This is a genomic window from Aeromonas sp. (assembly GCF_051657805.1).
Classification (GTDB): Bacteria; Pseudomonadota; Gammaproteobacteria; order Enterobacterales; family Aeromonadaceae; genus Aeromonas.
The window spans coordinates 74,511-94,948 of record NZ_JBOFLJ010000059.1 but is presented as its reverse complement, the minus strand read 5'-3'; the positions used below and the strand labels follow the sequence as shown (position 1 = coordinate 94,948).

The window sequence follows — 20,438 nt, the reverse complement described above, 5'->3', positions numbered from 1 at the left end:
TAAAGAGCCAGCCTCATTTCTCTGATGCCACTCCTATTCAGAGTCAAAAGCCACCCGAGTTTGTACTCATCCGTAACGGCCAATAGTGTTAAAAACCGAGATTGACTGTGACAGCCCTTCGGTTGGCTCCCCGATATCATTCCCATCATTGATGCGATATGCATTCACTCCTAGATGGGTAGAAATGATGAATATTACACAAGCCAGCCAACACATACCGGCTTCAACCCCTGCCCCCCAGGCCCCAGCCAAGCAGGTGAGGATAGCCAACAATGAAGGCCCGCTGGCAAAACATACATTGCAAAATGCCAGCCCGCGTCCGGGCCTGCTGCAGCGACTCTCCGCGGCGGTGCAACGCAACATGCCGGGCAACTCCTTGCTTGATCGCCAACTGACCAGCGATGGCAAGCCGAATCAGACCAGCCGTTTCAGTTTCAGCATGATCAAGGATCGATTGATCCATCTGGGTGTGCGTATGTTCTTGGGCACAGTACGTGACTCCGTGCCTCAACACGGTGGTTCAGTCACCTTCAAGTTTGCCCAGACCAAGGGGGCCTTTCTTGGGGAAATAATGAAACACAGCGAGACCTCAGGGGGGGTCTGCGAATCCATCTCGGCTCATTGGATCAGCGCCCACGCCAAGGGAGCGAGCATCTTCGACCAACTCTATACCGGGGGACAGAAGGGGCAGTTCCAAATCGACACCCTGGTTTCCATCAAACAACTGCAGATGGACGGTATCCAGGGGGATGATCAAGCCAGGGTAACCAGCAACTGGCTCAAAGAGAACAATGTTAAACCACGGATGGCGACGAATGATTACCCGGCGATGAGAGCATCTGGTGACACGGGCGCACAGGGCCCGGCCAGATTGATAGCAGCCATTCTGGATACCAATGGCGAGACCTCCGAGTACAAGAAAATAAGCTTTATGGGCAAGATGGCCGGGCACACTGTGGCCGCCCATGTGGATGAGCATCAAGGGGTCACCTTCTTTGACCCCAATTTCGGCGAGTTCCATTTCCCCGACAAGCAGAGTTTCGGAACCTGGTTCTCCGATGCATTCTGGCCGGGATCCAAATACAACATGGAGATCGGGTTGGGCCAGGAGTATGAGGTCTACAGCTTTAAAGGCGGTGCGGCATGAACGACAAAGCCTACCACGAGCTGCTCTCAGGGCTTTTCGAGCACTTGGGATTAGCCGCCATCAGCAGCGAAGAAGGTGTGTATACGCTGGAGGTCAATGGCCAGTTTCAAGTGCTGATAGGCTGCTATCAGAAAGAGTGGTTGCAGCTCTATTGTGAGCTGGGGCCGCAAGCGTCTCAAAGCGATAACCTTTTCGGGGCCCATTGGCCTGCCCATGTCCAAGGGAACCTGGATGGGCAATCCATCCTCTGGTCTCAACAGCCTTTGCAAGGCATCGACAGAAGCGCCTTGGAGGCCTGGCTTGAGCGCTTCATCGATGATGTGGAACAGAGACTGAAGCCCATCCCCAAGAACACCTCATTTGACCCGGCACCTAATTTGCTGAGGATCTAGATAGAACAGTCGCCACGGAGGACTCTCGTCGACGATCCATCCCGTGGCTCTTGTCTCGCGACAGGAAGGTCTGCTCAAGCAGGCCTTCCTGTTCATGCTATGGTCCCCTCCCATTGTCCAAATACCTCACTTTCCTTGCCTTGCCGTCATAACCTCTTGTTTTGAGTCTGGTATCCTATGGTGCATGGCCATAGGGTCCACCGTATTCGAATTCAGGAATCTTGTTGCATGTCTCTCCCCGCCAAGAACAACGCCAAACAGCGTGAACAAGACAGATCCCGCATCCTCACCCTGCTGCTGGCCGACGATGCGCTCACCGACAGCCTGCTGGACCCGCAAGGGGGGCAGGATCCCGAGCTGCGAGACCAGACCCGCGAGCTGACCCAACTGGTCAACAACCTGCCCGCCGCCGACGTTGCCGATGCCCTGGAGTCCCTGCCGCCGGACGAGCGCCACGTGCTCTGGCAGCAGGTGGACCCCGAACGCCACGGCCAGATCCTGGTGGAGGCGTCGGAGACGGTGTGGGACAGCCTCATCAGCGGCATGAGCGACAAGGAGCTGCTGCACGCCCTGCGCAGCCTCGACATCGACGACCAGATCTATCTCGGCCAATACTTGCCCCGCAACCTGATGGGACGGCTGCTCACCTCCATGGCCCCGGAGCAGCGCGACCGGGTGCGGGAGGTGATCCGTTACGGCAAGCACACGGTCGGCGCCATGATGGACTTCGAACTCATCACGGTGCGGGCCGAGATAAGCCTGGCGACGGTGCAGCGCTACCTGCGCCTGCGCGGCCAGATCCCCGCCAACACCGACAAGCTGTTCGTCACCGACCGCCGCAACCGGCTGCAGGGGGAGCTGCCGCTGACCACAGTGCTGCTGCACAAGCCGGAAACCCTGGTCAAAGAGGTGATGGAGAAGGACCCCGTCACCTTCGATCCGGAAGACAACGACGAGGCGGCGGCCCGTACCTTCGAGCGGGACGACCTGGTCTCCGCCGCCGTGGTGGATGCCAAGGGCAAGCTGATGGGCCGGCTCACCGTCGCCGAGGTGGTGGACCTGGTCTATGAGGAGAGCGACACCGATCTGCGTCGCATGGGGGGGATCAGCGAGGATGAAGACGTGTTCGCCCCCGTCACCAAGGCGGTGAAGACGCGCTGGGCCTGGCTCGCCATCAACCTCTGCACCGCCTTCATGGCCTCCCGGGTCATCGGTCTGTTCGAGCACAGCATCTCGCAACTGGTGGCCCTCGCGGCCCTGATGCCCATCGTCGCGGGCATAGGCGGCAACACGGGCAACCAGACCATCACCATGATAGTGCGGGCGCTGGCGCTGCAGCAGATCCAGACCGGCAACGTCTCCTTCCTGCTGTGGCGCGAACTGGGGGTAGCGCTGGTCAACGGCCTGGTGTGGGGGGGAACCATGGGGGTCGTCACCTACTTCCTCTATCAGGATGCGGCGCTCGGCGCCGTGATGACCCTCGCCATGGTGCTGAACCTGCTGGTGGCGGCCCTGATGGGGGTCATCATCCCCATGACCATGACCCGGCTGGGGCGGGATCCCGCCCTCGGTGCCAGCGTGATGATCACCGCCATCACCGACACCGGCGGCTTCTTCATCTTCCTTGGCCTCGCGACTCTGTTCCTGCTCTAGACCTCCTCGTCGCCCATGAAAAAGGGAGCCATTATGGCTCCCTTTTCAATTCCAGCAGTTCGCCGCCTCACACCCGGTATTGCTCCACCGCCCGGTTCAGCAGCCTGGCCTGTTCGCTCAGCCCCTGGCTGGAGTGGGCGTTGTCTTGTGCCATCAGGCTCGACGCTTGGGCGATGTCGCGGATGCTGCTGACGTTGCGGTTCACCTCGTTGGCCACCAGGCTCTGCTGTTCGATGGCGGCAGCGATCTGGGTGCTCATGTCCATGATGCGGGTGACATCCTCCGTGATCTGGCCGAGCAGTTCCCCTGCCTGAGCCGCCTGTTGCGAGCTGCTCTCCCCCTGCTCCCGGCAGAGTGCCATCCTCCCCACTATGTTGTCGGTCTGCTGCTGCAGGGAACCTATGATGACGGCAATCTCCTGGGTCGACTGCTGGGTGCGGATGGCGAGGCTGCGCACCTCGTCCGCCACCACGGCAAAACCACGGCCCTGCTCCCCCGCCCGCGCCGCCTCGATGGCCGCATTGAGGGCCAGCAAATTGGTCTGATCCGCTATGCCCCGGATCACCCCCAGCACTGAACCTATGGTCTCGCTCTCCTTCTGCAACTGGGCCACCTCATCGGAAGCCTGCTCCAGCTGAGTCGCCAGGCTGTGGATCCGGTTCACAGTCTGCTGCACCGCGCCGCGCCCCTCGCTGGCCTTGTGATTGGTCGCGGCGGCATCGCTGGCGGCCTGCTCGGTGCTGCGGGCTATCTCCTCTATGGTGGAGCCCATCTCGGTGGAAGCCGTCGCCACCTGATCCGTCTCCAGCAGTTGGCGCTGGGCCCCCTCGCTGGTTCGGCGCACGTTGTCCGAGAGGTGATCCGCCGCCCCGGTCAGGGTATTGACGCTCTGCTTCACATCCCCGATCAGATGACGGAAGCCATCCAGCATCACGTCCAGATTGCCCGCCAGCTGCGCCATCTCGTCATCCCCCTTCAAAGCGATGCGCAGGCGCAGATCGTTGTCCTGGCGGATGCGATTGACTGTGTCATTGACCCGAGCGATGGGCCTGTCGATGCTGCGACCCAGCAGCACGCTCATAAAGCCGATGACGAGGATGATCAGGGCACCGCAGATCAACATCAGGCGGTTGAAACTCGTGGTCTGGCGGGCCAGCTCGTCGGCGATCTGCCGGCTCACGGCATTGAGTCCCTGCTCGGCCTGCTGCACCAGGGTGTGCATCTGACCGCGCAGCCCGGATGTCTCGTTCAGCCCCAACACCTGCATGCCCTGCACCAAGGCGACGAAGCCCTGCCTGTACTGCTCGCTGGCCTGCTCAAGCCCGCTGCGCTGCTCCTCGGGCAAGCCGCCGAGCCCCTGCTGGAAGGCGTCATGCAGGGTCTGGAAACGGCCGAGGTACTGGATGTCCGAGCGCAGCATGAAATCCTTCTCCGCCCGCCTCAGTTGCAGCATGGTGATGAGCAACCCTTGCTGATCCTGCGCCTTGAGGGCCTCCTCCACCTTGTGTACCGCCCCCCTCAGCTGGCCGTAGAGGCCATCCTCCGGTCCCAACCCTATCTTCTGCTGCTGGGCGACCAGTTCGTTGAAGGCCTTGCCGTAGGCGCTGACCTGAGTATCCAGCCCCGCCAGGCCGGCCCGGACTGAGCCCAGGCTCTCATCGGTCTCTAGGGCCTCCTCGAGTACATGGGTTTCCGTCAGCACGGCGTTGAATCTGTCGATGACAGCCAGATCCTTGTGCAGCAAGAAGTCTTGCTCGGCCCGCCTCAGTTGCAACATGGAGAGCTCGAGTCCATCGACCCTGCGCTGTGCCTCCATCAGGTGGCCGCTCTCCTGGCTGGCGTAGAGGAAGAGCCCGCTCAGGGTCAGCATGGCCGTGGCAACCAGGGCGGTATTCAGTATCAATTTTTGGCGGATCAGCACGATAAACCTCTGGGGATCTGGGGTGGACTGCATCGATCGCGGGCAGAATACGATATCCAGATGTCCGTTCAAGGAATATTCATTGAAATGCCCCCCCCACTCCTTATACTGGTTCCACCTGTTTCCAGCGGTGGATCTGACACAATGGAATACAACACTTCAGAACTGTGCGACATCTATCAGGACATGGTGGATGTGCTCGAGCCCATGCTCTGCTCCTTCGGCGGCCGCGCCTCTTTCGGCGGCGTCATCACCACGGTCAAATGCTTCGAATCCAACGGCCTGATCCGTGAACTCGTGAAAGAGAACGGCGCCGGTCGCGTGCTGCTGATCGACGGCGGTGGCTCCATGCGTCGCGCCCTGATCGACAGCGAGATCGCCACCACGGCGGCGGAGAACGAGTGGGAAGGGATCGTCTGCTACGGCTGCGTGCGCGAGGTCGACATCCTCGAGGATCTCGACATCGGCATCCAGGCCCTGGCCGCCATCCCGGTCGGCGCCGACAGCAAGGAGGTCGGTGAGACGGATCTGCCGGTGAACTTCGGCGGCGTCACCTTCCTGCCTGACGATCACCTCTATGCCGACACCACAGGGGTGATCCTCTCCCCCGATGCCCTCGACATCGAATGAGCAGACACAGACCGAAGATGGGAGCCCTGGCTCCCATTTTTTATGGCCGACATTCGGGTGCAGGGGGCTGCAAAAAGACAAAAAAAGAGGGCCAGTAAACTACTGGCCCCTTAACTGGAAGCAATGTGAGCAATGTCGTGCCTTCACAAGAAGTCCATCACGTTGGAACAAATGAAGTCTTTCCCGGAAAACAAGTTAACAATAATCATTCTCATTTAACTGTGCAAGTTTTATTTGCAAGAAATGCGAAAAAAATGACCACCCTGGGGTGGTCATCTTCAATCAGGCCTGACGGGCCGCGGTTTGCAGGCCGTCCAGTCCGGCCTCCCCCACCAGCTTGCGGCTGAGGTAGCGCAGCAAGACGCCGTAGAGCGGCACGAACAATCCCAGGCTTATCAGCAGCTTGAACACATAGTCCACGGTCGCTATCTCGACCCAGTGCTCGGCCATGAAGGGATCCGTGCTGCGCCAGAAGGCGATGCTGAAGAAGGCGATGGTGTCCACCAGGTTGCCGAACAGGGTCGAGGCCGCCGGTGCCACCCACCAGGCCCTGAGCAGCCGCAGACGGTTGAACACCACCACGTCCATGAACTGGCCCACCAGGTAAGCCATAAAGCTGGCCAGGGCGATACGCGCCACGAACAGGTTGAACTCGGCCAGGTGGCTCACCCCCTGATAGCTGCCCTCGAAGAACAGCACGGAGAGCACGTAGGAGACCGCCAGCGCCGGCAGCATCACGGTCTGGATGATCTTGCGGGCCAGACCGGCGCCAAAGATCCGTACCGTCAGATCGGTGGCCAGGAAGATGAACGGGAAGCTGAAGGCACCCCAGGTGGTGTGGAAGCCGAGAATGGTGATCGGCAGCTGCACCAGATAGTTGCTGCTGGCGATGATCAGGATGTGGAACAAAGAGAGACGCACCAGCGCCGTCTGGTGCTGAGCAGGGGTCAGATTCATATTGTGACCTTTTTGGTTAATGGGGTTAGGGAACCCATACCGCCACCATGGCGATAATTGAGGGGCGAGATTATACGCCCCAACACCGATAGTTCAATCCTTATGCGATTGTTCCGGCTGGGGCAACAACCATCAAACGGCGAGCTAGCAGGCATCAGACCGCTAGCTCATGTCGGCGAGACTAGGCCTGGTGCTGGCGACCGAGCCAGAGCACCACCTCTCCATCGGCCGGATGCACCGCCTCCAGCCAGCAGCCGCTGTGATGCTCATACTCCAACCGCAGCGGGCTGCCTTCGAATGCCAACTGCCAACTGTGACGATCGGCCCCCCAGTCCCGCTCGACGAGTTCGAGCTCCCACTCCCGCAACAGGGCCTCGGCCAGCACCGGGAAGCTGTCCCAGTCCAGACCCGGGCAATCCAGCATCAGCACGGCTGATTCAGTGTCTATCTGCGTGATACGCCAATTCATCTTTTTTATCCCTCAACTGCTGCAAGAGAGCTCGCCGCCGCAATACCAGGCGGGAGCCGGGGTGGCGAGGTCCTCGTATTCCGGTTGCTCGTCATAGGGGCGCTGCAGGGCCGCAAACAGCCGCTCGAACGGTGCCATGTCGCCCCGTTCCGCCGCATCTATCACCTGCTGGGCCAGGGCGTTGCGCAGCACGTACTTGGGATTGACCGCATCCATCCGCCCCTTGCGGGCCGTATCGTCGCTGCCTTCCCGGGCCAACCGCTCCCGATACTGAGTCAGCCAATCCTGCCAGAGGGCGGGATCCGGCAGCAGGGCCAGCAGGGGGGCAGGCCAGTCGCCTTGGGCGGTCAGCTCACCGAGCCGGCGCAGGAAGAGGTGATAGTCCACTCGCTGGTTTGCCAGCAGCCGGAACAGCTCGCGGAACAGGGCCGGATCCTGATCTTCCCAAGTGCCCAGGCCGAGCTTTTCCCGCATCAACTCGGAGTAGTGCAACATCAGCTGGTGCTCATACTGGGCCAGCGCTCCGGCCAGCGCCTCGCCGTCCACCTGATCCGCCAGCGCCTGGGCGAGCTTCTGCAGGTTCCAGTAACCGACCGCCGACTGCTGATCCAGGGCGTAGCGACCGCCCGGGTCCGAGTGGTTGCAGACGAAGTCCGGCACATAGGCGTCGATGAAGCCGTAGGGGCCGTAATCCAGGGTCAGCCCGAGCAGGGACATATTGTCGGTGTTCATCACCCCGTGGCAGAAACCGGCCGCCTGCCACGTGGCGATGAGCCGCGCGGTGCGGCGCACCACCTCGGTGAACAGCTCGGCCCCGTCGGCGAGCTCCGGGAAGTGGTGGCGCAGCGCATAGTCTATGAGGGCGGGAATCTTCTCCCCCTGGCCGCTCCAGGCGAAGTATTCGAAGTGGCCGAAGCGCAGGTGGCTCGGTGCGGTGCGCAGCACAGTCGCCCCGCTCTCGGTCTGTTCCCGGTAGACGGGCTCATCGCTGCCCACCAGCACCAGGGCGCGGGTGGTGGGGATACCGAGGGCGTGCAGCGCCTCTGAGGCCAGATACTCGCGGATGCTGGAGCGCAGCACGGCGCGGCCGTCGCCGAAGCGGGAGAAGGGGGTCTTGCCCGCCCCCTTCAGGTGCAGGTCCCAGCGGCCGCCATCCGGGGCCGTCTGCTCCCCCAGCAGCATGGCGCGGCCATCGCCGAGGCGCGGGCTGTAGCCGCCGAACTGATGACCCGCATAGACCTGGGCCACCGGCTGCATGCCCGCCAGGGGCTGACCCAGGCCGCAGCAGGCGAGCCAGTCCGCCTCGCTCACCCCCTCCAGCCCCAGCTCGCGCAGCAAGCCGTGGTTGAGATGCAAGATCCTGGCCCCTTGCAGGGGCTGGGGGGCCACGGGTTCACAGGCCCAGGGCAGTTCAGTGGCGAAAGTGTTGATCAACTTCATGGTGATGGGGGTAGTCCCTGCGTATGCTCGTGTCTCTCTTTATACCGCCACCAGCCCCTCTCGGGCCAACGGTCGATACCGCTATTTCAATTCGAGGAAGTGAAGATGCAAAGATGGGTCTATGCCCTGCCCCTGCTGGCACTGATGTCCGGCCAACCCGCCAGCGCGGCCGATGTGGCGGCGGGCAAGGCGAAGGCCGTGCTGTGCGCCGCCTGTCACGGCCCTGAGGGCAAGGCCAGCGTGCCCGTCTATCCCAACCTGGCGGGCCAGAACGCCCCCTACCTCGTCAAGCAGTTGAAGGCGTTCAAGGAGGGGCAGCGCAAGGATCTCATGATGGCGCCCTTTATGGCGGCGCTCACCGAGGCGGACATGGAGAACCTGGCCGCCTACTACGCCAGCCTGCAGCAGTGAGAAATATCGTCTTGGCCGTGAATTGATCCACTGGATATAGACAAGGCAGCTCGTCATCCTGAGCGGCTCTGCTATCGGCGGCAATACTCGATGATCAGGTCCATAAAGGCCTCACCGAAGCGCTCCAGCTTGCGGTGGCCGACGCCGTTGACCGCCAGCAGCTCGTCCTCCGTCATGGGCATCAGCTGCGCCATCTCCACCAGGGTGCTGTCGTTGAACACCACATAGGGGGGCACCTCCTCCTCCTCGGCGATCTGCTTGCGCAGGGCGCGCAGCTCCTTGAACAGCCGCTTGTCGTAGTTGGCGCTGTCGAGCAGGCTGCTGCGCTTCTCCTTGCGACTGGAGATGGGCTGCAGCCGCGGCACCGCCAGGGTCAGGGGCAGCTCGCCGCGCAGCACCGGGCGGGCCGCCTCGGTCAGCTGCAGCACCAGGTTGCGGGTGATGTTCTGTGTCAGCAGCCCCTTGTGGATCAGCTGGCGGATGACGCTCATCCAGTATTCGTGGCTCTGATCCTTGCCGATGCCATAGGTCGACAGCTTGTCGTGGCCGTGATCCTTGATGCGCTGGTTCAGCGACCCGCGCAGCACCTCCACCACGTAGCCCACCCCGAAATTCTGCCCCACCCGCCAGACGCAGGAGAGCGCCTTCTGGGCGTCCTCGGTACCGTCGTAGCTCTTTGGGGGATCCAGGCAGATGTCACAGTTGCCACAGGGCTTGTCGTTGTACTCGCCGAAGTAGTTCAGCAGCACCTGGCGGCGGCAGGTCTGCGCCTCCGCAAAGGCCGCCATCACGTTCAGCTTGTACTGCTCTACCTGCAACTGCTGGGGGTTTTCGATGTTGTCGAGCAGCCGGCGCACCCGGCCGATGTCGGCGGGATCGTACAGCAGCAGCGCCTCCGCCGGGGTGCCGTCACGGCCGGCCCGGCCCGTCTCCTGGTAGTAGGACTCGATGTTCTTGGGGATGTCGTAGTGCACCACGAAGCGCACGTTCGGCTTGTCTATGCCCATGCCGAACGCCACCGTCGCCACCACTATCTCGATGTCGTCCTTGAGGAAGGCCTCCTGGGTCTGCTGACGCAGTTCCAGCGGCAGACCCGCATGATAGGGGGCCGCCTTGCAGCCGTGGCGGGAGAGACGCTCCGCCACCTCCTCCACCCGATTGCGGCTGGAGCAGTAGACAATGCCACAGTTGCCCTTCTGGCTCTGCACATAGCGCAGCAGTTGCTCCGCCGCCTTGAACTTCTCCACCAGGCTGTAGCGGATGTTGGGCCGGTCGAAGCTGGCGGTGTGGATGAAGGGATCCTGCAACTCGAGGCGATGTAGCATATCGCTGCGGGTCGCCTCGTCGGCGGTGGCGGTGAGCGCCACCACGGGCACCTGGGGGAACCACTGCTTGAGCCGCCCCAGCGCCGCGTACTCCGGCCGGAAATCGTGGCCCCACTGGGAGACGCAGTGCGCCTCGTCGATGGCGAACAAGCCCAGCGGCAGCTCCGCCAGCCGATCCATGAATTCGTGTTGCAGCAGCCGCTCGGGGGAGACGTAAACCAGTTTGATCTCGCCGCGGCGCATGGCGGCGAAGTTCTGGATCATCTCCTCCCGGCTCAGGGCCGAGTTGATGTAGACCGCCGCCACCCCGTTGGCACGCAGGCTGTCCACCTGATCCTTCATCAGGGAGATGAGGGGCGAGACCACCACCCCCAGTCCGGGCCGCAGCAGGGCCGGGATCTGGTAGCAGAGGGACTTGCCGCCACCGGTGGGCTTGAGCACCAGAGCATCGCGCCCCGCCACTATCTGCTCGATGATCTCCAGCTGGCCCGGCCGGAATTGCTGGTAGCCGAACACCGCCTGCAACAGGGCGAGCGGCGTCTCTGGCACAGCATCGGATTGGGAGTCAGGCTGAATGTCGGCAATGGCGGTCATGGGCACTCCTTTGGGGTCGCCATTCTAAAGCAGCCGCCGCTCACAATAAACCTGCCATTGCGACTGTTACGGAAGTGTTGCAGACTGGCTGGAGTTTTTACTCGGCTTGCCGCCAGGGATTGGGATCAGGGAATGAAACACATGCTGAAGAAGATGGCGCTCAGTGGCATCGCCAACCTGTTTGCCGAGAGGATGCCGTTCAACAAGCTGATCGGCATGCAGGTGACCCACTACGACTTCGACAAGGTGGAGCTGCGCATCAAGATGGAGGAGAAGCTCATCGGCAACCCCTTCCACAACATCCTGCACGGGGGCGTCACCGCCAGCCTGCTGGACGTGGCGGGGGGCATGATAGTGGCGGCCTCCTGCATCGACGAGCTGGAGGATTTCTCCCCCAGCTACCTCAAGGAGCGCTTCTCCCGCCTCGGCACCATAGATCTGCGGGTCGACTACCTGCGCCCCGGCCGTGGCAACGAGTTCATCGCCACCGCCCACATCATCCGCGCCGGCAGCAAGGTGGCCGTCGCCCGTATGGAGCTGCACAACGAGGAGGGGACTCACATCGCCTTCGGAACCGGTACTTATCTCGTCGGCTAAGGGCTTTATTGCATAAAAACTGCACTTCTAAGCCGATTTTAATCATTAGAATCCCTACCCCCTGCACCGGTTCGAGGTCCATACTGAAAGTCGGGATTGTGTGCAGAGGGAGGATTGCAGACCATGAGCGCGATACTGGCGACCAAACCATCCAGAGCCTTGCTGACACAGATCGAGTGCATGCTCGACGAGGTGCATACTCCCGAGTGTCGTCACTGGTTGGAACAGGAGCTAGAGGGGTATTCTCTGTGTTCACCCCTGCCTTGGTATCGCATCATCGCCTGTCGGCAACGCGGTCACTTCTTGGATCTGAAGACGGGGAAATATTTGACTTGCCATATCGGTAGTCAAACGCTTAGCCAACGCGACCTGGCCCAAGTTCAGTTCATCTATGCCCGTAAACCCGCCGCCCACTATTTACTGCGACATGATTCCGGTATCGAACCCTGGCCAGAACATCTGCTGGAAGCGTATCGAGAGCAGTTGATCCCCGGCCATCTCTGCCTGCAAGCCTGGCATGAGCCCGTGTCTTCGTTGCGCTCACAACTGATGGAGGGTCTCGACCACTTCATCAGCGAGTACCCCAAGCATGCGACTCTGCAGACTCAACGTGGCTTCAAGGCATTGTGCCATCAACACTGGCACATCTGAGCAAGCGCCCAAGGCGCAAGGAGGGCACCATAAAGCAGAACCACAACGAGATTGCCACAACTTAGAGTGCCGGAGTCAGGATCAGACTCCACCCATGGGCCACCGAGCGGTGGCCCTTTTATTGGCCGCAGCCTGTCCGGTATTCGTGGCCTAATCCCCCCAAAAAGTCCTTGTGTTCCACTCCGTCGCGGAGTGGCCAAATACCCGTCTGTGAATAAGCCGCCTGTTGCGCGGTTCTTCCATGTGGGGCAAGAACGTTGAAGCCGCCCCGGTAGAGAAACCGGCCCCTTGCCCACCCGGCCCCGCCTCTCACCGACCTCGGCCACACAGGCAGCATCTGTGATAACTCACCGCATCCACCCAATCCCATTCCGTATTCCACACCGCCAATACCGCCATGGGCCCGCTGCGGGATGGACGTGACATTACACAGCCGGCTTCTGACCACCCAAGAACACAGACCGACACGGCAGCCGCATCGAGCCATGCTGTGTCCTCCAAGACCTGTGGTTCACCGCAGCCTATGACGTGGCCATTGCCGGATGTTGCACATTCCGATGCAAGGTATCGAGTGGTACCGATATCGCTGTCGCTGGTATAGCGGGCTCGCAGGCCCATCCCCCTGGAATACGTATTGGGATGCCGGGGATGGGTGGATGTCAACGCGAACCTGAGAGCAGGGACACCATTGCCCTTGTCGGCAAAGGCGCGAGTGTCCCCGCCGGCAGACATTGAACAGAAAAGGGCCCGGCTTATGCCGGGCCCTCTGCTTGCATTCAACTCCCTTGCGCCGTTACGGTCCCGTGCACAGGTAGTTGTTGTTGTACCGATCCAGCGTCGTGGCGAGGTTGTTCGCCTCGGTCACGAATTGGCCCTTCTTCGGATAGTCCCCCGTCCCGGTGAAGTTCACCGCATAGCTCGGCGGGGGCCCGTCAAGGATGGCCTGGCCTGCAACCATCGCCGTGACTGCACTCGGGCATTGGCCGGCGCCGGCCTGCACGTTCAACTTGGCCGCAAGCAATTGTGCCGCCATGTTGAACGCCGCATCACTCGACTTCTGCTTGCCGCTCGCGACATCCTGCTTGCTCAGGATGCGTACGGCTTCCTGGCAGGTATCCACAAACAGCTTGCCGATGTAGACGCCACCACCGGCAAAGGATGCCAGCGTCTGGTCGAGCACGGGTTTCTGCTTGCCGTTGGAGTTGGCGCAGGATGCCCAGTTCCGCCAGTAGCCGATGGTCAACGCGCGGCCACCCGGTGGCGGTCTGTTGTCGATGTTGAACGCGTAGGTCTGACCCGGATTGACCGAGAAGTCGACGCAGAGAATGCTGTTGTCGACATTCGGGTTGGGGGCCACACCATCAGGCGGCATGAAGGCCGTGGGCACGAAGCTCCCAAGCGTGCTGAGCCACCCCGGCCCGACGATCTCGCACATCTGGTAGGTCTGGCCCGGGACGAGCAGCGTCGTGAACACGACAGTACCACCATTGCCGGCAGTGGCCGCCTTGGTCTCCAGGATCTGGCCGTTGGCCACTGTGGTGGCCCCTTGCCGCAGCTGGAAGTTGAAGGTGTAACTGCCCAGATCGGCGCTACCGCTCAGGGTCTTGAGGACCTGTGCCTTGCCGCGTTCGCGGTTCAGGAAGGAGCAGGAGAAGGTTTTGCCAAGATCCTCCGGATAGTCGACCACGAAGTCACAGACCTTGTTCTTCGGATCCGAATCCGGATCCGCCGAGATGAGGTCCCAACCCGTCTTGGTCGTTTCCACGACTGTGTAGGTCCCTTCGGCCAGTAGCAGCAGATCGCCGCCCCCATCCTGGAACTTACCATAGCCGGCACCCGCACCCACAACTTGCGTGCTCAGCAAGCCGCCACCCGGGCCGTACAGCCCGAAGCTCCAGTTGTAATCGGCGTCAGAGCTCTCCAGTGCGGGCTCCGTCGTCTTCTGCACCTGTGCCTTGGCATAGCCGGCAGCAGGCTCGTTCTGGAAGTCGATGGTTGCCGCACAACGGGTGGCAATCCCGTCTACCAGCCTCAGGTCCACCGGCCTGGGGTTCGGATACAAGGCGGGATCACGCAGGTCGACCAGGTTGACTGGCTCCCCTGTGCTGCTGCCGGCGGCGAAGAAGGTGTTGCCCTGCTCCTCGACGTAATAAAGGTCGGGAACCAGGCCCCAGGCCGTGACGGACTGCGCTACCGCGCCGCCCCCGGTGAAGGTGATGACCTTGGTCTTGCTGAAGCTCGGGTCACTCGCGCGGGTGATGTGGAAGGTCACCTCGAGTTTCTCGCCCGTATCCAGGAAGTTCGGAATGCTCTTCTGGATCGTCAGCTTGGCCTTGACCGAGGAAGCGATCGGGATCTGCAGCTCGTTGGTGCTGGCCTTGAATCCATCGGACGCGGACAGCGTGGCCGTATCCCGCAACACGCCAGTGGTGACGCGTTTCGGATTATCCAGATACACCACCTTGTCGAAGGTAATGGAGCCACCGTCCGTCTGACCCAGCGTCTCCCAGCCTACCTCGCCGGCCGTCTGCGTATCCGCGACATAGCCAGCCAGGAAGCTGCCAAACGACGGCGCCTTGACGGCATACTTCAGACCCTCACCATCGATATCCTCCAGATCCTTGACCGCCGTCGAGGCATTGGTGATGGCCCCCTGCTGGATCTGTGCGTTGGCGGTAGCCGTGGTCGTACCGGGAACAGGAATGCCGGTGGCTTTATCCGTATAGGTCCCTGATACCTCGTTGTGCAGCCAGTCACCGACCTTGCCCGCCGTCGCCGCGTCGAATTCGGCCGTGAATTCGGCGACCATGCCGTTGAAGCCGGCGGCGAGATCGAATGGCCCTTCCATATAGGTGTCGAGCAGGGTGCCAGCGTTGGTTGACCCCTTGTAGAGCTTGTCTGTCAGCTCGACGGTGATGGTACGCGCCGCCGGGTTCTTCGCGTTCAGCACTATGTTGACCGCAACCTTGCCGCCGATGACCTCCGCCTTGGTCCAGGTGACGGTGATCTGCACGGGGAGGGACGCAGGCGCGTCACTGCGGCAGACGTTGCCGAAGTCCAGAGTATCTTCGGTCCCCTTGGAAATGTTCCAGGTCTGCTCGGCCCCTTGATGAGCCGTCATCGTCTTGGAGATCTCCTGTGGCTCGATCTCCTTCACCGGGATGGAGACGTCCCGCGCACCGGATCCGGCGGTGCTGAGATCTTCATTCAGCAGGTTGGCGTGCAGGGATGACCCCGGGTACAGATGCGACCCCAGAGCCAGCCGGCCGTAGTAGTCGTACACGCAGGTCGTGTTCTTCAACTGCGTGACCGTGATGCTGCGGTAGATAGACACATCTGTGCCGCCAACCCCTGGCGATAGGGTCATCTGTGCCGACGAGCTAGCGGAACAGGACGCGCTGGACTTCGCCACGTTCAACACGGGGGCTGAGATGAGGTCGTAGCCCGGCTTGCCGGCATCTTCGCGATCCAGCGTCAGGGCCTGGGTATAGGTCTGGGTAGCCGGGGCGGCCTGGCCCGCCTCGAAGGTGATCCTGTACGGCACCAGGTCCAACTCATTCCAGGTCTTGCCGAGGTTGCCCGTCGTGTAGTCCGTGTCGGGGCAGATATAGGGCCCGCCGTCCGGGAAGGTGAACCCCGCGACCTTGCGACAACCCTCCAGGGTCTTCTGTATGTTGTTGGGATCGGCGGCCTGCGCCGATGTCATGCCGAGCAACCCCAGCGTTAGCAGGGCCCCCAGCACTCTTATCCATCGCTGACTGACTAACATGTCGATGCCTCCTCTGACGTTCATCCTTGTGTGGCCAGGTGGCGCCGATCGACGCGGGCACCTGCGACCGCCGGTCATCATGACGAGACCGATAGAGCAAGCCCTGTGCCAGCAGACATGACTTGTAAAAACAAGGAGTTAGGAAGAGGCCACGCCAGGAGTGTCACAGGCGTGAGACAGGTGCCTGAGAAGATGAACCTCAAGTCATTGATAACGGGGCAGATCGAGCCAGACGCACACTGTTTCGCGTCTGATACAGATCGGGGTGTCTGAGGCGGGCCCTTCGAACAGGTCCGGGTGCATGTCACTCGCCGGATGATCGAGCCGCAGCACCAGGCAGACTCGTCATGGTCTGAAGTGGTCATCGATGGAGATATTCCGTCGATAAAATAAGGGGAGGATAGGAACTGACGAAGATTCCGGGACAGACAAGGCATGAAGAGAGAATGCAGGGAAGGCGTCCCCATGCTCTCGGCACGGAAGCCTTCCAGACGCGAAAAGGCCGCTCATTGAGCGGCCTTTTCTAATGTGGTCGGTGTGAGAGGATTCGAACCTCCGACCCCTTCGTCCCGAACGAAGTGCGCTACCAAGCTGCGCTACACACCGATGTCTGCGGGGCGAGAATTTACCGAAAGCCCCGACATGACACAAGCCTTTTTTGCTGTTCAGCGGAAAAAAATGGCTTTTCGCTCAACAATTCAGCGATTTGCGCAAAGCTTGGCAAGACGCAGCTCCCCTCCTCTGCACCCAGGCTATTGCGGCGGCAACTGGAACTCTGCCGGCCCCAGCAGACGTCGCCGCCAATCGGCCACCACCCCGTGCTCCAGCCAATGGGCCGCATGCTGGCGCCAGTTCGGCGAGAGGGCCGGGTTGTCCAGCATCAGTTGCAGATCCGCTTCGTTGCGCACCTGGTTGAACAGGATGTCGGCGGCCCGTTTCACCGTCAGCTCGGGGTAGGGTCTGTCCGCCAGCTGCAGCTCCGCATCCGGCGCCACCTCCCCCTCCTCCAGTACCCGCAGCAGCCAGCCGCAGCGGCCGCTCACCTGCATCACCTGAGAGAAGTGGGGATAACCGAAGCGCTGATTGAGCTTGAAGCAGGGGGATCTCGGCTGGCTTATCTGCACCAGGGCCTCCCCGAGGCGGAACACATCGCCGATGCAGGCATCGGCTTCCGTCAGCCCAAGGCCGGAGAGGTTCTCGCCGAAGGCGGCCGGTTGCCAGGGCGTGCGCGGGGCCGGCAGGCCCATGGCGGTTTGCCAGGTCTGCCACCAGGGATAGTGATCGGCGGGGTAGTAATGGAGCGCCCGCTCCGGGCCGCCGTGGTGGCGCCGATCGCTCTGCTCATCCCCGGCCAGGCCGAGAAAACCGCACCACAGGGGGCTGTCGACGACTTGCTTGTGGATGGCACTGATCAGGCCGGGAGCCTGCTCGGGATTCAATTCGGCGCCCAGGCCGATAAAGAGGGAGATCCGCATTCTATCCTCCTGATGGATGGGAGAATGCGGATCTTATCATGGGCTGGGTCAGGCGACTGCCTGCATCTGGGTGGTCATGGCGATCTCGGCGCGGCGGCGTTTCTCCGCCTTGGCCATCAGATACCAGCTGCCGAAGGTGAACAGGGATACCGATAACAGGATCAGGCTGGCCACCGCGTTGATCTCGGGTTTCACGCCGAGGCGCACCGCCGAGAACACCTCCATCGGCAGGGTGGTGGAGCCAGGACCGGAGACGAAGCTCGCCAGCACCAGATCATCCAGCGACAGGGCGAACGACATCATGCCCCCCGCCGCCAGCGAGGGCGCGATCATGGGGATGGTGATCAGGAAGAACACCTTCCAGGGCTTGGCCCCGAGATCCATGGCCGCCTCCTCGATGGAGAGATCCAGCTCCCGCAACCGCGCCGACACCACGATCGCCACATAGGCGGTACAGAAGGTGGTGTGGGCGATCCAGATGGTCACCATGCCCCGCTCCGCCGGCCAACCCACCAGCTGGGCCATGGCCACGAACAGCAGCAGTAGGGAGAGACCGGTGATCACCTCCGGCATGACCAGGGGCGCCGTCACCAGGCCGCCGAACAGGGTGCGGCCGCGGAAGTGCGGGATCCGGGTCAGCACAAAGGCCGCCACCGTCCCCAGCGCCACCGCCGCGATGGCGGTGTAGAAGGCGATCTCGAGGGATCGCAGCACGGATCCTATCAGCTGCTTGTTGTCGAGCAGACCGAAGTACCACTTCAGGGACCAGCCACCCCACACCGTCACCAGCTTGGAGGCGTTGAAGGAGTAGATCACCATGATGACCATGGGAAGGTAGATGAACAGCAGCCCCAGCCACAGCATCAGGGTGGAAAAACTGAAACGCTTCATACCTTGCCCTCCAGTTCCTTCGCCTGGTTGCGGTTGAACAGAATGATCGGGACTATCAAGACCGCCAGCATCACCACCGCCAGGGCGGACGCCACCGGCCAGTCGCGGTTGTTGAAGAACTCCTGCCACAGCACCTTGCCGATCATCAGAGTCTCGGGGCCACCGAGCAGTTCCGGGATCACAAACTCACCGACCACGGGGATGAACACCAGCATGCAGCCGGCGATGATGCCGTTCTTGGAGAGCGGCACGGTTATCTGCCAGAACCGGGTCAGGTTGCGGGCGCCGAGGTCGGAGGCCGCCTCCAGCAGGCTCTGGTCGTGCTTCACCAGGTTGGCGTAGAGCGGCAGCACCATAAACGGCAGGTAGGAGTAGACGATGCCGATATAGACCGCCAGGTTGGTGTTGAGGATGGTCAGCGGCTCGTTGATCAGGCCTATGCCCATCAGCAGGCTGTTGAGCAGCCCGTTATTGCTGAGGATCCCCATCCAGGCGTAAACCCGGATCAGGATGGCCGTCCAGGTCGGCATCATGATGAGCAGCAGCAGGACGGTCTGGGTCTCCTTCTTCGCCCGGGCGATGGAGTAGGCCATGGGATAGCCGATCAGCAGACAGAGGATGGTGCTGACGAAGGCCATCTTGAGGGAGCCCAGGTAGGCGGCCAGATAGAGCTCATCCTCCTGCAACAGCAGGTAGTTGCCCATGTGCAGCAGGATGGTGAGCTGATCGTCCGCCCAGCTCACCACGTCGGTGTAGGGCGGGATGGCCACGTCCGCTTCCGCGAAGCTGATCTTCACGACGATGATGAAGGGCAGCAGGAAGAAGAGGAACAGCCAGAAGAAGGGGATGCCGATCACCAGCTGGCGCCCGCCCAGTTTCTTCAGTCTTCGCAATGACTTCATGATTGCAGCACCACGCCGCTGTCATCTTCCCAATAGAGGAACACCTGGTCATCCCAGGTCGGCCGCTTGCCGTGGCGTTCGGCGTTGGCGATGAAGGCCTGCACGATTTTGCCCGAGGGCAGCTGGATGTGATAAACGGAGTGACCGCCCAGATAGGCGATGTCGTAGACCTGCCCCTTGGTCCAGTTGAAGTCCGGATGCTCGATCTCCACCGGCTTTTGCAGGCTCATCAGCAGCTTCTCGGGCCGCAGGGCATAGGTCACCTTCTTGTTCTCGGCGCGAGAGCTGATGCCGTGGCCCACGTAGATGGGCTGCTCCAGATCCGCACAGGCGATGGTGGCATGGTCCTGCTCATCCTCCACCAGCAGGCCATCAAACAGGTTGACGTTGCCGATGAACTCGCACACCAGCCGGCTGGCCGGGGTCTCGTAGATGTCCATGGGGCTGCCGATCTGCTCGATGCAACCCAGGTGCATGATGGCGATCCGCTCGGCCATGGTCATGGCCTCTTCCTGATCGTGGGTCACCATGACGCAGGTCACGCCGACCCGCTCGATGATCTCCACCAGCTCGAGCTGCATCTGGGAGCGCAGCTTCTTGTCCAGGGCCCCCATGGGTTCATCCAGCAGCAGCAGCTTGGGACGCTTGGCCAGGGAGCGCGCCAGTGCCACCCGCTGGCGCTGACCACCGGAGAGCTGGTGCGGCTTGCGGCGGGCATACTGGGTCATCTGCACCAGCTTGAGCATCTCCTCCACCCTGGCGTCGATCTCGGCCCTGGGCAGACCATCCTGCTTGAGGCCGAAGGCGATGTTCTGCGCCACCGTCATGTGGGGGAACAGGGCATAGGACTGGAACATCATGTTGATCGGACGCTCATAGGGCGGCATGTCGGTAATGTCGACCCCGTCCAGGAACAGACGCCCCTCGGTGGGGCGCTCGAACCCGGCCAGCATCCGCAGCAAGGTGGACTTGCCGGAACCGGACCCTCCCAGCAGGGCGAAGATCTCCCCCTTGTGGATGTTGAGGGACACGTTGTCGACCGCCAGCGTTTCGTCGAACTGCTTGCTTACCCTGTCTATTTTGACCAGCACTTCTTTACGCTGCTGGCTGCCCTCGAGGGCTTTCTTGTAGGCACTGGAGGCTATCGCCATCACCAAACTCCCAAACGTGATACCGGCCGGGGCCGATCCATCAATACAATCTGGCGCCCCGGG

17 protein-coding genes and 1 tRNA gene are annotated in these 20,438 nt (G+C 61.7%); 7 read left to right on the top strand and 11 right to left on the bottom strand.

Annotated elements, in window-relative coordinates:
- Positions 1–184 precede the first annotated feature (184 nt).
- The 3 genes from ACRCYW_RS18405 (at position 185) to mgtE (ending at position 3,192) form a co-directional block, all read left to right on the top strand.
- Entirely contained in the window at positions 185–1,147 is a 963-nt protein-coding gene (locus ACRCYW_RS18405) for a YopT-type cysteine protease domain-containing protein (protein WP_438551463.1), read from the top strand.
- Entirely contained in the window at positions 1,144–1,539 is a 396-nt protein-coding gene (locus tag ACRCYW_RS18400) for a CesT family type III secretion system chaperone (RefSeq protein WP_438551462.1), read from the top strand. Before ACRCYW_RS18405 ends, ACRCYW_RS18400 begins: the two co-directional genes overlap by 4 nt.
- Positions 1,540–1,767: 228 nt before the next feature.
- The gene (gene mgtE / locus ACRCYW_RS18395) at positions 1,768–3,192 is read left to right on the top strand and encodes a magnesium transporter (RefSeq protein WP_438551461.1); all 1,425 of its coding nucleotides are present in this window, start codon (positions 1,768–1,770) and stop codon (positions 3,190–3,192) included.
- A gap of 67 nt (positions 3,193–3,259) precedes the next feature.
- Here the strand turns inward: mgtE and ACRCYW_RS18390 are convergent, their stop codons facing one another.
- Positions 3,260–5,113, bottom strand: coding sequence for a methyl-accepting chemotaxis protein (locus tag ACRCYW_RS18390; protein WP_438551460.1), 1,854 nt, complete (start codon positions 5,111–5,113; stop codon positions 3,260–3,262).
- A 144-nt stretch (positions 5,114–5,257) separates the two neighbouring features.
- Between ACRCYW_RS18390 and rraA the strand changes: the two genes are divergently transcribed.
- Positions 5,258–5,743, top strand: a complete 486-nt coding sequence (gene rraA, locus ACRCYW_RS18385) for a ribonuclease E activity regulator RraA (protein WP_438551459.1) — start codon at positions 5,258–5,260, stop codon at positions 5,741–5,743.
- Positions 5,744–6,025: 282 nt separating this feature from the next.
- On the opposite strand, the gene ACRCYW_RS18380 is transcribed toward rraA, so the two are convergent.
- The 3 genes from ACRCYW_RS18380 to ACRCYW_RS18370 all read right to left on the bottom strand — a co-directional run bounded on the left by ACRCYW_RS18380 (position 6,026) and on the right by ACRCYW_RS18370 (position 8,609).
- Complete coding sequence (locus ACRCYW_RS18380) at positions 6,026–6,700, bottom strand: 7-cyano-7-deazaguanine/7-aminomethyl-7-deazaguanine transporter (protein ID WP_438551458.1); 675 nt, start codon at positions 6,698–6,700, stop codon at positions 6,026–6,028.
- A 181-nt stretch (positions 6,701–6,881) separates the two neighbouring features.
- On the bottom strand, positions 6,882–7,169 hold the full coding sequence (locus ACRCYW_RS18375; protein ID WP_438551457.1) for a DUF3630 family protein: 288 nt from the start codon (positions 7,167–7,169) through the stop codon (positions 6,882–6,884).
- A 12-nt stretch (positions 7,170–7,181) separates the two neighbouring features.
- Positions 7,182–8,609 carry a protein adenylyltransferase SelO gene (locus ACRCYW_RS18370; RefSeq protein ID WP_438551456.1) on the bottom strand — a complete coding sequence of 476 codons (1,428 nt, stop codon included), beginning with the start codon at positions 8,607–8,609 and terminating at the stop codon, positions 7,182–7,184.
- A 105-nt stretch (positions 8,610–8,714) separates the two neighbouring features.
- On the opposite strand from ACRCYW_RS18370, the gene ACRCYW_RS18365 reads away from it, so the two are divergent.
- A complete protein-coding gene (locus ACRCYW_RS18365; RefSeq protein WP_438551455.1) occupies positions 8,715–9,020 on the top strand; it encodes a c-type cytochrome in 306 nt (101 codons plus the stop codon).
- 71 nt (positions 9,021–9,091) lie between these two features.
- On the opposite strand, the gene recQ is transcribed toward ACRCYW_RS18365, so the two are convergent.
- The gene (gene recQ / locus ACRCYW_RS18360) at positions 9,092–10,939 is read right to left on the bottom strand and encodes an ATP-dependent DNA helicase RecQ (protein ID WP_438551454.1); all 1,848 of its coding nucleotides are present in this window, start codon (positions 10,937–10,939) and stop codon (positions 9,092–9,094) included.
- A gap of 132 nt (positions 10,940–11,071) precedes the next feature.
- Here recQ and ACRCYW_RS18355 point away from each other — a divergent pair, with 132 nt between their 5' ends.
- Both ACRCYW_RS18355 and ACRCYW_RS18350 read left to right on the top strand, forming a co-directional pair.
- Entirely contained in the window at positions 11,072–11,536 is a 465-nt protein-coding gene (locus tag ACRCYW_RS18355) for a thioesterase family protein (RefSeq protein WP_438551453.1), read from the top strand.
- 123 nt (positions 11,537–11,659) lie between these two features.
- Positions 11,660–12,187, top strand: a complete 528-nt coding sequence (locus ACRCYW_RS18350) for an AbiTii domain-containing protein (RefSeq protein ID WP_438551452.1) — start codon at positions 11,660–11,662, stop codon at positions 12,185–12,187.
- 793 nt (positions 12,188–12,980) lie between these two features.
- Here the strand turns inward: ACRCYW_RS18350 and ACRCYW_RS18345 are convergent.
- From ACRCYW_RS18345 to potA, 6 genes are all read right to left on the bottom strand, one after another.
- Positions 12,981–15,956 (bottom strand): hypothetical protein, encoded by a 2,976-nt coding sequence (locus ACRCYW_RS18345; protein WP_438551451.1) that lies wholly within the window; start codon positions 15,954–15,956, stop codon positions 12,981–12,983.
- A 529-nt stretch (positions 15,957–16,485) separates the two neighbouring features.
- Positions 16,486–16,562: transfer RNA gene (locus ACRCYW_RS18340), tRNA-Pro, on the bottom strand.
- A 146-nt stretch (positions 16,563–16,708) separates the two neighbouring features.
- Entirely contained in the window at positions 16,709–17,431 is a 723-nt protein-coding gene (locus ACRCYW_RS18335; protein ID WP_438551450.1) for an MOSC domain-containing protein, read from the bottom strand.
- A 48-nt stretch (positions 17,432–17,479) separates the two neighbouring features.
- Entirely contained in the window at positions 17,480–18,322 is an 843-nt protein-coding gene (locus ACRCYW_RS18330; RefSeq protein ID WP_438551449.1) for an ABC transporter permease subunit, read from the bottom strand.
- Positions 18,319–19,224 (bottom strand): ABC transporter permease subunit, encoded by a 906-nt coding sequence (locus tag ACRCYW_RS18325; protein WP_438551448.1) that lies wholly within the window; start codon positions 19,222–19,224, stop codon positions 18,319–18,321. Before ACRCYW_RS18325 ends, ACRCYW_RS18330 begins: the two co-directional genes overlap by 4 nt.
- Positions 19,221–20,375, bottom strand: a complete 1,155-nt coding sequence (gene potA, locus ACRCYW_RS18320; RefSeq protein ID WP_438551447.1) for a polyamine ABC transporter ATP-binding protein — start codon at positions 20,373–20,375, stop codon at positions 19,221–19,223. Before potA ends, ACRCYW_RS18325 begins: the two co-directional genes overlap by 4 nt.
- Positions 20,376–20,438: the final 63 nt, after the last annotated feature.